Here is a 13,558-nt window from a genome sequence, read left to right on the forward strand (position 1 = left end):
GCCGAACACATCCGGTCTCACCCGGAGATGTCGTCGTCACCCGCCATGTCTGGTCTCCCTGGTCGTGCCACTAACCCAACGCCGCCGAGTCTAACAACGGATCTCCGCCCCGCCACCGCATTCCCGACTGGGGTGCTGAGCTGGGAATGGGAGCCGGATGCGCGAAGATCGTGCTCGATCGTTGAAGTAGTGGCCTCGCTCTTCGACCGAGACCACTAGATCCTGGATCGAGCACGATCTTGCGGCGGGCTGGCATGGGGCGGGGTCTCAGCGGGGGCGGTACTCGACCTCGGGGCGGCCGGGGGTGCCGTAGCGGGGGGTTCGGGCGGCTCGGTCGACCGTCACTAGGTATTCCAGGTAGCGGCGGGCGGTCACCCGGGAGATGCCGGTCAGCGCGCTCACCTCGGTCGCGGACAGCCCGACCTGCGCGCGGGTGCCGTCGGTGAGGGCGGCGCGTACCCGATTGAGGGTCTGCGCGTCGAGGCCCTTGGGCAGACTGTGCCCGGCGGTGCCGCGCAGGGTGGCGAACATCTGGTCCACCTCATGCTGGGCGGCGACCTCGCCGTCGGCGAGCGCCTGCGCGCGGTAGTCGGCGTACCGTTCCAGCTTGTCGCGGAACGCGGCGAACGTGAACGGCTTGAGCAGGTAGTGGGTCACCCCGAGGGACACCGCGGTGCGCACCACCGCCAGGTCCCGCGCGGAGGTCACGGCGAGCACGTCGACGCTGCTGCCGGCCGCGCGCAGCGCCCGGCAGACGTCCAGGCCGTGCAGGTCGGGCAGCCGAAAATCCAGGAGTACGAGGTCCACGTCGCCGCCGCCGTTGGCGCGCAGGGCCGCCATCGCCGCTCGGGCGGTGTGCGCCACCCCGACCACCACGAAACCGGGAACCCGTTCGGTGTACGCGCTGTGCGCCTCGGCCAGCAGTGGCTCGTCCTCGACGACCAGCACCCTGATGCCGGTCATGACGGCTCGATCCTGGCCGGCAGCCGGACGGTGAACAGGCTGCCGCCGTCGTCCGCGCGGGCCACCTCGGCGCTACCGCCGTGCCGGCGGACCACCTGCCCGACCAGCGCCAGGCCGAGGCCACGGCCGGTGCTCTTGGTGGACCAGCCGCGCCGGAACGCGTCGGCGACCCGTTCCGGGGCCAGCCCGGGGCCGCTGTCGGCGACCCGGACCACAAGCTCGTCGTCGACCGCGCCGACGAAGACCCGTACCCGGCGTGGCGTCGGCGTGCCGGCCACCGCCTCCAGCGCGTTGTCGACCAGGTTACCGACCACGGTGAGCAGGTCACCGGTCGGCAGCGGGCTGTCGTCGAGGCGGCAGTCCGGCTCGATGACCAGGTCTACGCCGCGCTCGCCGGCCTGCGCGGACTTGCCGAGCAACAGCGCGGCCAGCGCCGGCTCGGTCACCGCGCCGACCACCCGGTCGGTCAGTTGCTGGGCGAGGGCCAGGTCCCGGGTGCCGAGCCGGACGGCCTCGTCGGCGCGGCCCAACTCGACCAGGGTCAGCACGGTGTGCAGCCGGTTGGCCGACTCGTGGGTCTGCGCCTGCAACGCCTCGGTCAGCGCGCGTACCGAATCCAGCTCGCTGGCCAGCGTGCGCAGCTCGGTCTGGTCGCGCAGGGTCAACACGGTGCCGAGCACCGCGCCCTCGAAGCGGGTGGTCCGCTGGTTGGCGACGAGCACCCGGTCACCGGCGAGGATCGACTCGTCGTGGGCGTCACGCCCGGAGGCGAGCAGCTCCGCCGCCGCTGGCGGCAGGTCGATCCCGGCCACCGGCTGGTCGATCACCGGCGCGTCCGCGTCGAGCCCCAGCAGCCGACGGCCCTCGTCGTTGACAAGCGCCAACCGCCGATCGGTGGTCAGCACGACGAGACCCTCGCGCACCGAGTGCAGAACGGCGTCGTAGTACTCGTACATCCGGGTCATCTGCGCCGGCCCCAGACCGTGCGTCTGGCGGCGTAGCCGACGGCTGAGCAGCCAGGAGCCCGTCGCGGCGAGCGCGAGGGCCGGCGCGGCCACCCCGAACAGCACCGGCAACTGGCCGAGCAGCTTGCGGTCGATCGCGCGGGTGGTGATGCCCACCGAGACCAGACCGATAAGGCGTTTCTGCTCGTCGTAGACCGGAACGACCGCGCGCACCGACTCGCCGAGCGTCCCGATGTTTGTGGTGGTGAACGCGCGACCCGCCAGGGCGGGCCCGATCTCGCCGACGAACGGCTCGCCGATCCGTTCCTGGGTCGGGTGCGAGAACCGGGTGCGGTCGGGGGCCATCACCACCACAAAGTCGGTGCCCGTGGCCTGCCGGGTCGATTCGGCGTACGGCTGCAGGACCCTCGCAGGGTCGGCGGTGGTGAGGGCCGCGCGGACGTCGGGGGAGCCGGCCACGGTCTGGGCCACCGCGAGCACCTCGTCCTCGGCGGCCTGTTGGGAGTCGCTACGAGCCAGCCAGACGGCGCCCGCCGCGCCAGCCAGCACGAGCAGCGTCACCACCATCGCCTGGAGGGCGAAGAGTTGCCCTGCGATGCTCCACTGGCGTCGGGCCACCTCCACCACCTCCTCGTCGCGCGCTGTCAGTGCGTTCGCGGTGAACAGAATGACCGCAAGGATGTCAACGGGTGAGACGCGCTTCACATTGTCGACATGGACACCACCGCATCCGCCACCACCCCGGCACCGGCGGTCCGCCGGGACCGTACCCGTTACCTGTATCTGGCCGTCATCGTGGCCGTGTTCGCCGGCATCGTGGTTGGCCTGGTCGCCCCCGATTTCGGCAAGGAACTCAAGCCGATCGGCACCGGCTTCGTCAACCTGATCAAGATGATGATCAGCCCGGTCATCTTCTGCACCATCGTGCTCGGCGTCGGCTCCGTCCGGCAGGCCGCGAAGGTCGGCAAGGTCGGCGGCCTCGCCCTCGGCTACTTCCTGACCATGTCGACCGTCGCCCTCGCCATCGGCCTGGTCGTCGGCAACCTCATCCACCCCGGCTCCGGCCTGAACCTCGGCCCGGACCTCGCCGGCTCCGGCAAGGCCGCCGCCGGTGACGAGGCCGCCGGTACGGCGGAGTTCCTGCTCGGGATCATCCCGACGACGATGCTCTCCTCGCTCACCGAGGGCAAGGTGCTCCAGACGCTGCTGGTCGCCCTGCTGGTCGGCTTCGCCGTGCAGGCCATGGGCCGGCGGGGTGAGCCGGTGCTCAGCGCCATCACCGTCATCCAGCGGGTCGTCTTCAAGGTCCTCGCCATGATCATGTGGCTGGCCCCGATCGGCGCGTTCGGCGCGATGGCCGCCGTGGTCGGCGCGACCGGCGTGGACGCCCTCAAGAGCCTCGCTCAGATCATGGTGGGCTTCTACGTCACCTGCCTGATCTTCGTGCTGGTGTTCCTGGGCTCGCTGCTGTGGTTCGTGGCCCGGATCTCGATCTTCTCGCTGCTGCGTTACCTGGGCCGGGAGTTCCTGCTGATCCTGTCCACCTCGTCGTCGGAGTCGGCGCTGCCGCGGCTGATCGCCAAGATGGAGCACTTCGGCGTGAGCAAGCCGGTCGTCGGCATCACGGTGCCCACCGGCTACTCGTTCAACCTGGACGGCACGGCGATCTACCTGACCATGGCGTCGCTCTTCATCGCCGACGCGCTGGGCAAGCCGCTGGCCATCGGCGAGCAGATCTCGCTGCTGCTGTTCATGATCATCGCCTCGAAGGGCGCCGCCGGGGTCACCGGTGCCGGGCTCGCCACGCTGGCCGGCGGGCTCCAGTCGCACCGGCCGGACCTCGTTGACGGGGTGGGGCTGATCGTCGGCATCGACCGGTTCATGTCGGAGGCTCGGGCGCTTACCAACTTCGCCGGCAACGCGGTGGCGACCGTGCTGGTGGGAACCTGGACCGGGGAGTTCGACCGGGAGCGGGCGGCCGGAGTGTTGAGCGGCAACGACCCGTTCGACGAGGCCACGATGCTCGACGAGCACGACGACGACGAGGCGGCGACGCCGCGCGCCGACGAGAAGGAGACCGCGTCGGTCGGAGCGTCGGCCTGAGTCGTGGCATGGCCGGGGTCGCGGTGGCCGAGTGTCGCCGCGCCCCCGCCCGGCGGTGATCCACCACGTTTCCCGAAGATCGGGGCATCCGAGCCACCCCGACACCGCGACTTCCTGAAAACCGAGTCGATCTCCTGGCAGCTCGCCCTGGGAGTTGTAGGCGTCAGCGTCGGCGTGCTCGCCACATCGTGTGCTCCCGGGAGATCGCTGTCTCCGTGTCGTTCACGAACCGCGACAGCTCGGCCTCCGAGCTGATCCGGCTGGCCAGCGACCCCATGGCGGCAAGCTCCTGACTTGCCAGGGCGTACGCGGTCGCCACCGCACCGTGCTGCCGCGTCTGCGTCCAGGCCGCTCCGGCCGCGACCGCTGCGGCGGCCACTCCGAGCAGGTCGAGGTCGGTCAGCCCGGCAGCCCTCGACACGGCCAGGGTCACGCCGACTATCTCCAGGACGAGCATGCCGACCGACCATTGTGTGGCCCGCGCCCGATTCGACAAGGACCGCTCGGCGTACCACGCTCGCTGGCTCTCGAGGCGGCCGGTCAGGTACGCGTCGCGGCGGTGGTCAAGGGAAGCGGACCGTAGCGTCCGCATTCCTTCGGTGATTTGTTGTCCAGCCACGGCGGGAGCGGCCAACCCGGCGGCCGACATGTCTCGGGTCAAGCCCAGCAGTCGGTTGGTGAATTCCTCAATGCTGTCCGATTCGTTCTGCGATCGGGGAAAAGGGTCGGCTGCGGTGGTGAATCGCCATGTGAGCGACTTGGTGGATTCGGAGAGGGCTCTTCCGACGTACCACCGCTCGTTGGGGCGATTGGTGAGGAGGAAGACCTCGACGATCGACGTGGCCGCGAAGGCGCCTGCGGCCAGCGCCGGGCCTACGGCAAAATCGTCGAGCTTCCAGGTGGCGACTCCCGCGACCGCCGCAACCAGGAGCAGGGACAGCCGCAGCGCGATCAGGGTTGCGTACACGCGTTGGCCGCGCTGCGATTCGTAGGAGACGGCGCGCTGAAACGGGGGAAGATCCTCGGCCTTCAGCATGTCGGCGACCTCTCGACAGAACGCCCGGAACGCAGGCTGTAGACAGTAGACCCACCCGTCCACCCCCAGCCCTCCCTGTGCGCGGTGATCAAGAGGTTCGCGTCACGGCACGCCGCCACGGATGACGCAAAGCTCTTGATCGACCGGGGCTGGGTGGCGCGGTGGGGCAGGGAAGGTCAGCCACTGGCGTGGACCGGGGCGGTCGCCTCGGCCGTTCTGGTGGCACCCCATCCGAGGTTCCGCACCAACCGGTAGCCCGCTGGCAGTGCCGGCAGCGCTTCGACCGATGCCGTGCAGGGCGGCCCGCCACCGCTGGCGTCCGTCGACGCGAGCGCGCCGTTGGCCAGCGGCGTGGTGGGCTGGCGCGAGTCACCAGCCGGCGTGCAGGCGGACAAGGCCACCACCAGGCGCAGGAAGGCCCAACCGGTCCGGCGTCCAGCGGAATTCGAATTCACTCGATATTCATAGCAGAAGGCCGATATACGTGTTGGTAACATCGCGGTGGGCCACAATGGTCGCGGCACTGATGCAGTTACGTCGAAATGAACGATCGGTTAGCAGTCGATCTTGCGTGTGACATATCCAACTGTCGCATTTACATCTGCCGCAAAAATTGGGTACGTAAACTTCGCCGGGTACCTTCCTGTCGTGCTCGATGCCTCTTCACAGTTGATTGCCGATCGCTATCGGCTGGTCCGTCCGCTCGGCCAGGGCGGGATGGGCCGCGTATGGCAGGCCCGTGACGAGATGCTCCAGCGCGACGTCGCCATCAAGGAGTTGGTGGCACCGGCCGGCCTGCGCGACGACGAACGCCGGGAGATGCGCGAGCGGTCCATGCGCGAGGCGCGCGCCGTCGCCCGCCTGGGCCACCCCAATGTGGTACGCGTCTTCGACGTGCTGAACTCCGGCGGCGACCCGTGGATCGTGATGGAGCTCGTCCGGTCCCGGTCTCTGCACCAGGTGCTCGAAGCCGAGGGGCCGATGCCGGCGGACCGCGCCGCGCGGATCGGGCTGGGCGTTCTGAGTGCCCTTCAGGCAGCACATCGGGCCGGTGTGCTGCATCGGGACGTCAAGCCGGCCAATGTGCTGCTCGGCGACGACGGCAGGGTGGTGCTTACCGACTTCGGTCTGGCCACCATTCCCGGCGACCCACGGATGACCCAGACCGGGATGGTGCTCGGTTCGCCGGCGTTCCTCGCGCCCGAGCGGGCCACCGACGGCGACGTGGGGCCGGCCGCCGACCTGTGGTCGCTCGGCGCCACCCTCTACGCGGCGGTCGAGGGACGCACCCCTTACCACCGATCGTCTCCGCTCGCGACGTTGGCGGCCCTCGCTACCGAGGCGCCACCGAGGGCCCAGCGAGCCGGACGGCTGACCCCGCTCCTGGACGGACTGCTGCGACGGAACCCGGACCAGCGGATCAGTGCGGATGAGGCCGAGCGGCTGCTGCGCCAGGCCGCCGTTCCGGTCGGGCCCGCCGTTCCGGTCGAGCGCGCCGTTCCGCTCGAGCCCGCCGTCCCGGCCGAGCCCGCTACCCCGGTCGAGCCCGCCGTCCTGGAGCCGAGCGTCGTCGAACCCGTCACCCCGGGGAGCAGCACCGATGACAGTGCGGTGGCCGCCGCCGACGCCACCGACGACACGCCCCGTCCGATGATCGTGCCCGACTTCGTCACCGCCGAGCCCGTCCCGCCCACGCCCGTCCCGGTGACGGGGCCGCGACGCAAGCGTCGGGCTCGGCTGATCGGTTCGATCGCCGCCGCCGCGCTGCTGGTCGTCCTGCTGGTGACCGCGTCCCTGCTGAAGGGTGGGCTGCTCGGCGGCGCGGGTGACGGTGACCTGGCGGCGCCGGCCGCGAATCCGTCACCGATCGCGGAGACGCCGGTGTCCAGGGTGCTGCCACCGGCGCCGGCGGGTTGGCGCTACTACCGTGACGATCCGCGCTTCCTCGTACCGGTGCCGGACGGCTGGCAGGCGCGGCGCGACGGTGAGCGGGCCGTGTTCCGTGAGCCGGACGGCAGCCGCGTGCTCGTCCTCAACGAACTCCGGACCGTCCCGGCGGACCTGGTCGCCCAGCTTCGGGAGCGGGAGGCGGCGGATCGCAAGCGGTACGCCCAGTACCGGAAGGTCCGGCTCGACGCGCTGCGCTACCAGGTGCGGGCCGCCGAATGGGAGTGGACGTACACCCACGAGGACGGCACGCCGATGCACACGTCGAGCCGTGCGTTCGTCGGCCAGAACGGGCACGCGTACTCGATCGACTGGACCACCTCGGCCGCCGAATGGTCTGCGGGCACGGCCGTCTTCGCGCTGATCGCGGATGGTTTCCAGGGCCTACCGGTCGCGGACGCCCCGGCGTCCCGATCCGCCAGCGCGCCACCGCCGGCCAGCGGGGGGCCGCCGCTGCCGCCGCCGTCGCCGGGGACGGGCAGCGGTACGACGACCGCGCCGGGGAATCCGGCGCAGCAGCCTTCTGCCCCGCCACCGTCTCCGACGAAGGCCAGCACGCCCGCCGGCAAGCAGATCTCCAGCTTCGCCAGTGACCGCTGCATCGACATCCAGGATGGCAACCCCTACGCCGGTGCGCGACTGCAGATCTGGGACTGTTATCGGAGCGCGAAGCAGCTGTGGACCTTCCCGTCGGACGGCACTGTCCGTTCGATGGGCATGTGCCTGGATGTCAAAGGCCACTCCACCACGGACGGGGCAGCCGTCATCCTGGCCGAGTGCTCCGGCGCGTCGTCGCAGAAGTTCACCCTCAACAAGGCGTTCGACCTGGTGAACACCAAGGCGGACAGGTGCGTCGACGTGGTCGACTCGAACCCGGACAACGGTGCCAAGTTGCAGATCTGGCAGTGCAGCGGTGAAGCCAACCAGAAGTGGCGGGCCACCTGAGCGCTGACGACGGGGCTGCGGTTGGCAACTCTCGGCGGTGATTCGTCGCCAAACCCGCCGCCCACGCCCCGGCGCGGCGGAGAATGGTGGGCCGGGGAGAGGTGCTGCGACGAACCCGGGGGGCGGTCGTGCTCGGAACCAGCCTCCTTGGCCGGCTTCGCCGCCGTGACCCGGGTGACGCCATCCTGCGGCGCGCGGCGCGGCTGACGCTCGTGGCGTCCGTCGTCTTCTACGGCTGCCGTTACGGCGCGGGCAGCTCGACCCTCGCCACGTACGGTTTGTTCGGCACGATCGCCGCCGGGTCGTTCGCGCAGCTGCCCGGTCCAGCGCCGCAGCGGGCGCGGATCCTCGTGCTGTCGCTGCCGGCGGTGTGGGCGTTGATCACCGTGGGCTCGCTGTTGGCATGGAGCACCTGGGCGGCCGCCGGCGGCATGCTTGTCGTCGGGTTCGTCGTGGCGTTCGCCGGGGTCGGCAACCCGCGCCTGGTGGGTTTGGCGAGCGCGTTCCAGCTCTTCTACATCCTGGCCTCCTTTCCGCCGTACCAGCCGGGCACGCTGCCGGAGCGACTCGGTGGGGTGACGCTCGCCATCGTGCTGCTCGCTGCGGCCGAGGTGTTGCTCTGGCCCGACCCGGTGCCGATCTCCTACCGGCAGCGCCTCGCCGAGGCGGCGGATGGCGTCGCGGCCTTCCTCGACGCCGTCGCGCAGGGGTGGACCGCCCCGCACGCCGCTGCGAGTGGTCGAGACCCTCGGCGCGAGCGGGCGTACGACGTGGTGGCGGCGATCGAGTTGGGCCGGATCCCGCCGGCGTGGGCGCCCACGGCGGCGGGCGCTCAGGACCGGTCGTTGCGGATCTGCGCGGCTGCGTTACGGGAGGTGCTCACCGAGGCGGACCGACTGGCGGCGGACACCCCGCCGGAGCCGATCCCGGACCTGAAGGCGGCGCGTCTGCTGCGGGCGGGCGCGGAGACGACGCGCGCCGCCGGCCGGAGCTTGACGCCGGGTGCCCCGCCGGTGGACCCCGCTGACCTGGACGCGGCGGTCGGGCGAGCCGAGGCGGCGTACCCCGGGGGAGCGGGCGATGTCCGCGACGCGCCGGACGTACCCCGGTGGTGTCGGGACGCGACCGCGCTGGCCCTCGCGGACCAGGTGCGGGTCTTCGCCATCGGTTGCCGGGTGGCCACCGGGGCACGGCTCGACGGCGTGGACGCCTCCTCGGGGCTGTTCGAGTACGCCCGGCGCAGCCCGTGGACGCTCTACCTGTGGCAGTTCCGCTCCCACCTGGCGCCGCGCTCGGCCCACCTGCACAGCTCGCTGCGGCTGGCCGTGGCGCTCGCCATCGCCCGGGTGGCCGCCGGGGTGTTGGAGCTGACCCACGGCTTCTGGGTGCTGCTGGCCACCCTCACGGTCCTGCGGACCTCGGCCGCCGACACCCGCACCGCGCTGCGGCCGGCCGTGCTCGGCACGATCGCCGGCGCGCTCCTCAGCGGCGGGGTGATGCTCGTCGTCGACGAGCCGATCGTGTACGCCATCGTCCTGCCGATCACCCTGATGCTGGCCTTCGGCGTTGGTCGTCTGCTCGGCCCGGTGTGGCAGCAGGCGCTGTTCACCCTGCTGCTGACTGTCGTCTTCGCCCAGCTCAGCCCGGAGGGGTGGCGGCTCGCCGAGGCACGCCTCGTCGACGTCCTGCTCGGCGCGTTGATCGGCGTGCTCGCCGGGGTGGCGATGTGGCCGCGCGGCGCGGACCACGACCTGCGGCACAACGCCACCCGCTACCTGGCGGCCAACGCGGACGCGGTCGAACAGAGCGTCCAGGCGGTGCTCGGTGCTGCGCCGCCACCCGAGGGCGCCATCGACCGGGTGCGCCGCCGGATGGTCCTGATCGACTCGTCGTACTGCCAGTACCACTCCGAGCGGCACGATCCGCACCGTCAGCAGGTGAACTGGGACGCCGTCCTGAGCGCCGGGCACCACGTCGTGCCCGGCGCGGAGTCGCTGCTGCGGCGCAACCCGCCCGGCTGCCTCGCCGGCTGGCCCGAGGCGGCGGCGCTGCTGCGGGAGTCCGCCGGGCAACTGCATTCTGCGTACGGCGCCCTTGCCGACGAGGTCGCCCACGGCCGGACACCGAGCCGGGCACCGGTCTCGACCACCTGCGTCGACCAGCTGGACCGGATCCGCCCGCTCCTCGGCGAGGTCGACGCCTCGGCGGTGCGGCACCTGGTGGAGGTCGACCGGTGGCTGGCCGGTCTCGCCGACAGCCTGGCCCGGATCCACCCGACCTCCGACTCCGCACGGCGACCGTGAGCCAGCCCGGATCAGGGGATGACGGGTAGGCCGCTGTGGTAGAGGTGCTCGAACTGGCGGTGGACCCAGAGGATGCGGCCGTCGGGGCGTACCACCTTGCGGAGGTCGGCGATGGTGACGTCCTGGGCGCGGAGAATGACGTGCAGCGTCCGGAGGGCGGCACCCTCGGCGTGGACGGGAGCTGTCGGTGCGGTGGGGACGCGTTCCGCGAGCCCGGCGCTGTGGTCGTCCGCGGTGAGGTGGTTCGCCGCCTCCGCCGCGGCGTTCAGTGTCTCGTTCGCCAGGGAGACCTGCTCTTCGATGGCTTTCCACTGCTCTTCGCTGAAATCGAGTTTGAGCTCGGCCAAACCCACGCCCAGGAGAGGCTTGAGGAGCATGGTGGTGGCCTTCAGGAGTGGGACCGCTCTGGTCCACCATTCTCGGGAGACGTCCGTGTAGTAGACGCCGGCATCGCGCCGACCGGGCTCGAGGACGTGCACGGGCTGGAGCGAGTGCTCGCAGTACAACGTCAGTCGCATCCGCGTGGAGGTCCACTGCGGATTGCGAATGGACGCCTCGACGGGGGTGAGGGTGAACAGGCGCGGCCCGTCTGCGGCCTCGTCGTTGAGCTGCCACATCAACGCGGTCAGCTGTGCGTTCACGCCCGCGAGATTGGCCTTGACGGTGTCGTTGAGCTCGGTCACCCGCTGACTCAGCCCGCGGACATGGCTGTCCATCAGCGCCACGCCGTCCTGCAGACTGGCAAGCGCGTCCTGGCTCGCGCCCGAACCGCCCAGTAGCGAGTTGATGGCGGGGAAGGCGTCACAGCCGGAGATCGGGCACTGCGCGATGCTCTGCCCGTGCGCGTCGCGCAGTTTGATGAGCTTGTCGACATCGAACAAGCCCGCACCCGGCGTGGGCAAGCCGCACCCGTCCCGGCAGGCGACGAGGGCGACGGTGCTCAGGCCGGGCCAGAACCGCTCGATGCAGTAACGGATCTCGTCGGTGACCTGGCGCAGGTAGGTGACGGCGTCCGGGCCACGCACCTGGACCTGGACACCGACCCCGGTACGAACCGTGAGCAGCGCGCGAGCACCGTACCTGCTCTGTAGGACCATGCCCTGCTGCCAGTGCACGCCCTGCAGGGAATCGGGCTCCGTGTAGCGCTGATGGTGCAGTCGAACGATGAGCCGGTACATCAGGGAGTCGGGAATGACCACGCGACCTGCGGGACCTTCCGAGATCCGGCACACCTCCAGGTACTCCCGGTCGCCGGGGCGGAACTCGACCCACGCCATCCGCAGGTCCGGCTGTGCGGCAGGGACGAGTTGCGCGATGAGACTCACCGGCTCGGGTGCGGCGTCGAGTGAGACCTGGTAGGTCAGCTCGAAGCGCCCCATGAGCGCCAGGAACAGTCGCTGCTGTTCCCTCGTGTAGAGCGTGCTGTCGGGAGCCTGGGCAGTACTCCACAGGCTGCCGAGCATGCGGTGTGAGACGAGACCGAGAGCGTCGACGGCGTCTCGACTGTCGAGGACAGCGGCGATCGCGACGTTGAGCCAGTCCGGTTGAAGAATCACGAACGCGGCCAACGCGTCATCGTCCGCGTAGTAGATCCACTTCCCCAGATGGTGGGCGTTACTGGCCAGCGTTCGGGCCTGGAAGTCGTTCAGTCCGTGCGCTGCGGCTACCGCTTCGTAGCTGCGGTAATCGATCACCTGCTGGCCGCCGGCCGTGACTGCCTCGATCGTCCGCTGCCAGTTGGCCGGGTAGTTGCGGTGTACGTGCGGGAGCGTGCCGGCGGTCCTGGCGATCGCCTCCCGCAGTGCCTCCAGCCGGCCGTCCGGGACGGCGCTGTCGACCTCGTGGAAACCAACGATCAGATCGCCGAAGCGCTGCTTCAGGTGGGCTTCGTCGATGGCATCGGCGCGCGAGGACGGCCCGCCGTGGGACGCGACCACGAGGACCCGAGCGTCCGGGGCCCGGTGGGCGATCATGGCGATCCACGTTTCCACCATGCCGGCCGCGACACCCGGACGTGGTTTCCAGACAACGACGTAGACGGCCGGCGCGCTGAAGAACAACTGGTGCGCCGGCTGGTAGGCCTGTTGGCCGCCAAAGTCCCACCCGTTCAGGGTGATCTCATGGCCGGCGTGGCTCACCACCAATGGCTTGATCTCCATGCCCTGCGTCTGGTGACGATCTTGCCAGGGCTCGCCGCGTAACGCCCCGAGCAGGGAACTCTTCCCAGCCTCGCCGGCGCCCACGAACAGCAGTTTCGCCTCCGAGATCGAGATCCCATCGGTGGCGACATCCCTGAGGAACGCCAGCAGCGCCTTCGTACCCTCCACCTCGGCGGCCAGCACCTCAGGCGGAAGTGGATTTTCCTGTACGACGAGCACCTGAAGCCCTGCGAGCCGACCAATGGCGTCGGGCAGGGTGGTGAGCTGATTGCCTACGAGGTACAGCTCGACGAGGGACGTTAAGGCGTCGATGGCATCAGGCAGGGTGGTGAGCTGGTTGTCGTCGAGGTCCAGGGACATGAGGGAGGCCCAGGCGGCCATGGTGTCGGGCAGGGTGGTGAGCTGGTTGCCGGCCAGGTGCAGTTCGGTGAGGGAGGTCCAGGCGGCGACGGCGTCGGGTAGGGCGGTGAGCCGATTGCTCTCCAGACCCAGTTCGGTGAGGGAGGTCCAGGCGGCGACGGCGTCGGGTAGGGCGGTGAGCTGGTTGTCGTCCAGGTAAAGGACACCGAGGCGGGTCCAGGCGGCGACCGCGCTCGGTAGCGCGCTGAGCCGGTTGTGGTCCACATCGAGCCGTGTCAAGGCGGTCCATGCAGCGACCGCGTCCGGTAGCGCGCTGAGCTGGTTGTAGTCCAGGTCGAGTTGTGTCAGGGCAGTCCAGGCGGCGACCGTGTCCGGTAGGGCGCTGAGCTGGTTGCGGTCCGCATGTAGGTGGGTCAAAGCCGCCCAGGCAGCGACTGCATTGGGTAGCGCGGTGAGCCGGTTGTTGCTCAGGCTCAGTTCGGTGAGGGAGGTCCAGGCGGCGACTGCATTGGGTAGCGCGGTGAGCCGGTTGGTGCTCAGGCTCAGTTCGGTGAGGGAGGTCCAGGCGGCGACGGCGTCCGGCAGGGTGTCCAGGTCGTTCCCGGCGAGATCGAGGTGAGTCACATCAGCGAGAGCCGGGGTGTCGCGCAAAAGCTCGGCAAGGTCGCCAGTGGTCAGGCCGAGACCGCTGAGGTTGACATGCCCGTCGGTAGCGGCAGCTACGCGATGCTTGGCCGAGACAATCGCGCCGTTATCCATGCCGAAGCAGCGTAGTCC

General features: G+C 70.3%; 8 protein-coding genes. 3 read left to right on the forward strand and 5 right to left on the reverse strand.

The annotated features are described in order from the left end of the window. Positions 1–267: 267 nt before the first annotated feature. The gene (locus IF46_RS0111630; RefSeq protein ID WP_030488323.1) at positions 268–963 is read right to left on the reverse strand and encodes a response regulator; all 696 of its coding nucleotides are present in this window, start codon (positions 961–963) and stop codon (positions 268–270) included. After that, on the reverse strand, positions 960–2,546 hold the full coding sequence (locus IF46_RS0111635; protein WP_030488324.1) for an ATP-binding protein: 1,587 nt from the start codon (positions 2,544–2,546) through the stop codon (positions 960–962). The genes IF46_RS0111630 and IF46_RS0111635 overlap by 4 nt, the downstream gene beginning before the upstream one ends. A 96-nt stretch (positions 2,547–2,642) precedes the next feature. On the opposite strand from IF46_RS0111635, the gene IF46_RS0111640 reads away from it, so the two are divergent. Then, entirely contained in the window at positions 2,643–4,031 is a 1,389-nt protein-coding gene (locus IF46_RS0111640) for a cation:dicarboxylate symporter family transporter (RefSeq protein WP_030488325.1), read from the forward strand. A 163-nt stretch (positions 4,032–4,194) separates the two neighbouring features. On the opposite strand, the gene IF46_RS0111645 is transcribed toward IF46_RS0111640, so the two are convergent. Together IF46_RS0111645 and IF46_RS0111650 are read right to left on the reverse strand one after the other, a co-directional pair. Next, on the reverse strand, positions 4,195–5,067 hold the full coding sequence (locus tag IF46_RS0111645) for a DUF4231 domain-containing protein (protein ID WP_157562916.1): 873 nt from the start codon (positions 5,065–5,067) through the stop codon (positions 4,195–4,197). A gap of 176 nt (positions 5,068–5,243) precedes the next feature. Further along, positions 5,244–5,522, reverse strand: a complete 279-nt coding sequence (locus IF46_RS0111650) for a hypothetical protein (protein ID WP_157562919.1) — start codon at positions 5,520–5,522, stop codon at positions 5,244–5,246. A gap of 193 nt (positions 5,523–5,715) precedes the next feature. Here IF46_RS0111650 and IF46_RS0111655 point away from each other — a divergent pair, with 193 nt between their 5' ends. Beyond that, the gene (locus IF46_RS0111655) at positions 5,716–7,959 is read left to right on the forward strand and encodes a serine/threonine protein kinase (RefSeq protein ID WP_157562923.1); all 2,244 of its coding nucleotides are present in this window, start codon (positions 5,716–5,718) and stop codon (positions 7,957–7,959) included. A 128-nt stretch (positions 7,960–8,087) separates the two neighbouring features. Further along, a complete protein-coding gene (locus IF46_RS0111665; RefSeq protein WP_030488329.1) occupies positions 8,088–10,262 on the forward strand; it encodes an FUSC family protein in 2,175 nt (724 codons plus the stop codon). 11 nt (positions 10,263–10,273) lie between these two features. Here the strand turns inward: IF46_RS0111665 and IF46_RS0111670 are convergent, their stop codons facing one another. After that, positions 10,274–13,540, reverse strand: a complete 3,267-nt coding sequence (locus IF46_RS0111670) for a COR domain-containing protein (RefSeq protein WP_030488330.1) — start codon at positions 13,538–13,540, stop codon at positions 10,274–10,276. Positions 13,541–13,558: the final 18 nt, after the last annotated feature.

The organism is Micromonospora chokoriensis, from assembly GCF_000718555.1.
GTDB classification, from domain to species: domain Bacteria; phylum Actinomycetota; class Actinomycetes; order Mycobacteriales; family Micromonosporaceae; genus Micromonospora; species Micromonospora chokoriensis_B.

Excerpts from the sequence above, each read along its gene's own strand:
- IF46_RS0111670 (WP_030488330.1), bottom strand. The coding sequence starts at position 13,540 with ATGGATAACGGCGCGATTGTCTCGGCCAAGCATCGCGTAGCTGCCGCT.
- IF46_RS0111630 (WP_030488323.1), bottom strand. The coding sequence starts at position 963 with ATGACCGGCATCAGGGTGCTGGTCGTCGAGGACGAGCCACTGCTGGCC.
- IF46_RS0111645 (WP_157562916.1), bottom strand. The coding sequence starts at position 5,067 with ATGCTGAAGGCCGAGGATCTTCCCCCGTTTCAGCGCGCCGTCTCCTAC.
- IF46_RS0111640 (WP_030488325.1), top strand. The coding sequence starts at position 2,643 with ATGGACACCACCGCATCCGCCACCACCCCGGCACCGGCGGTCCGCCGG.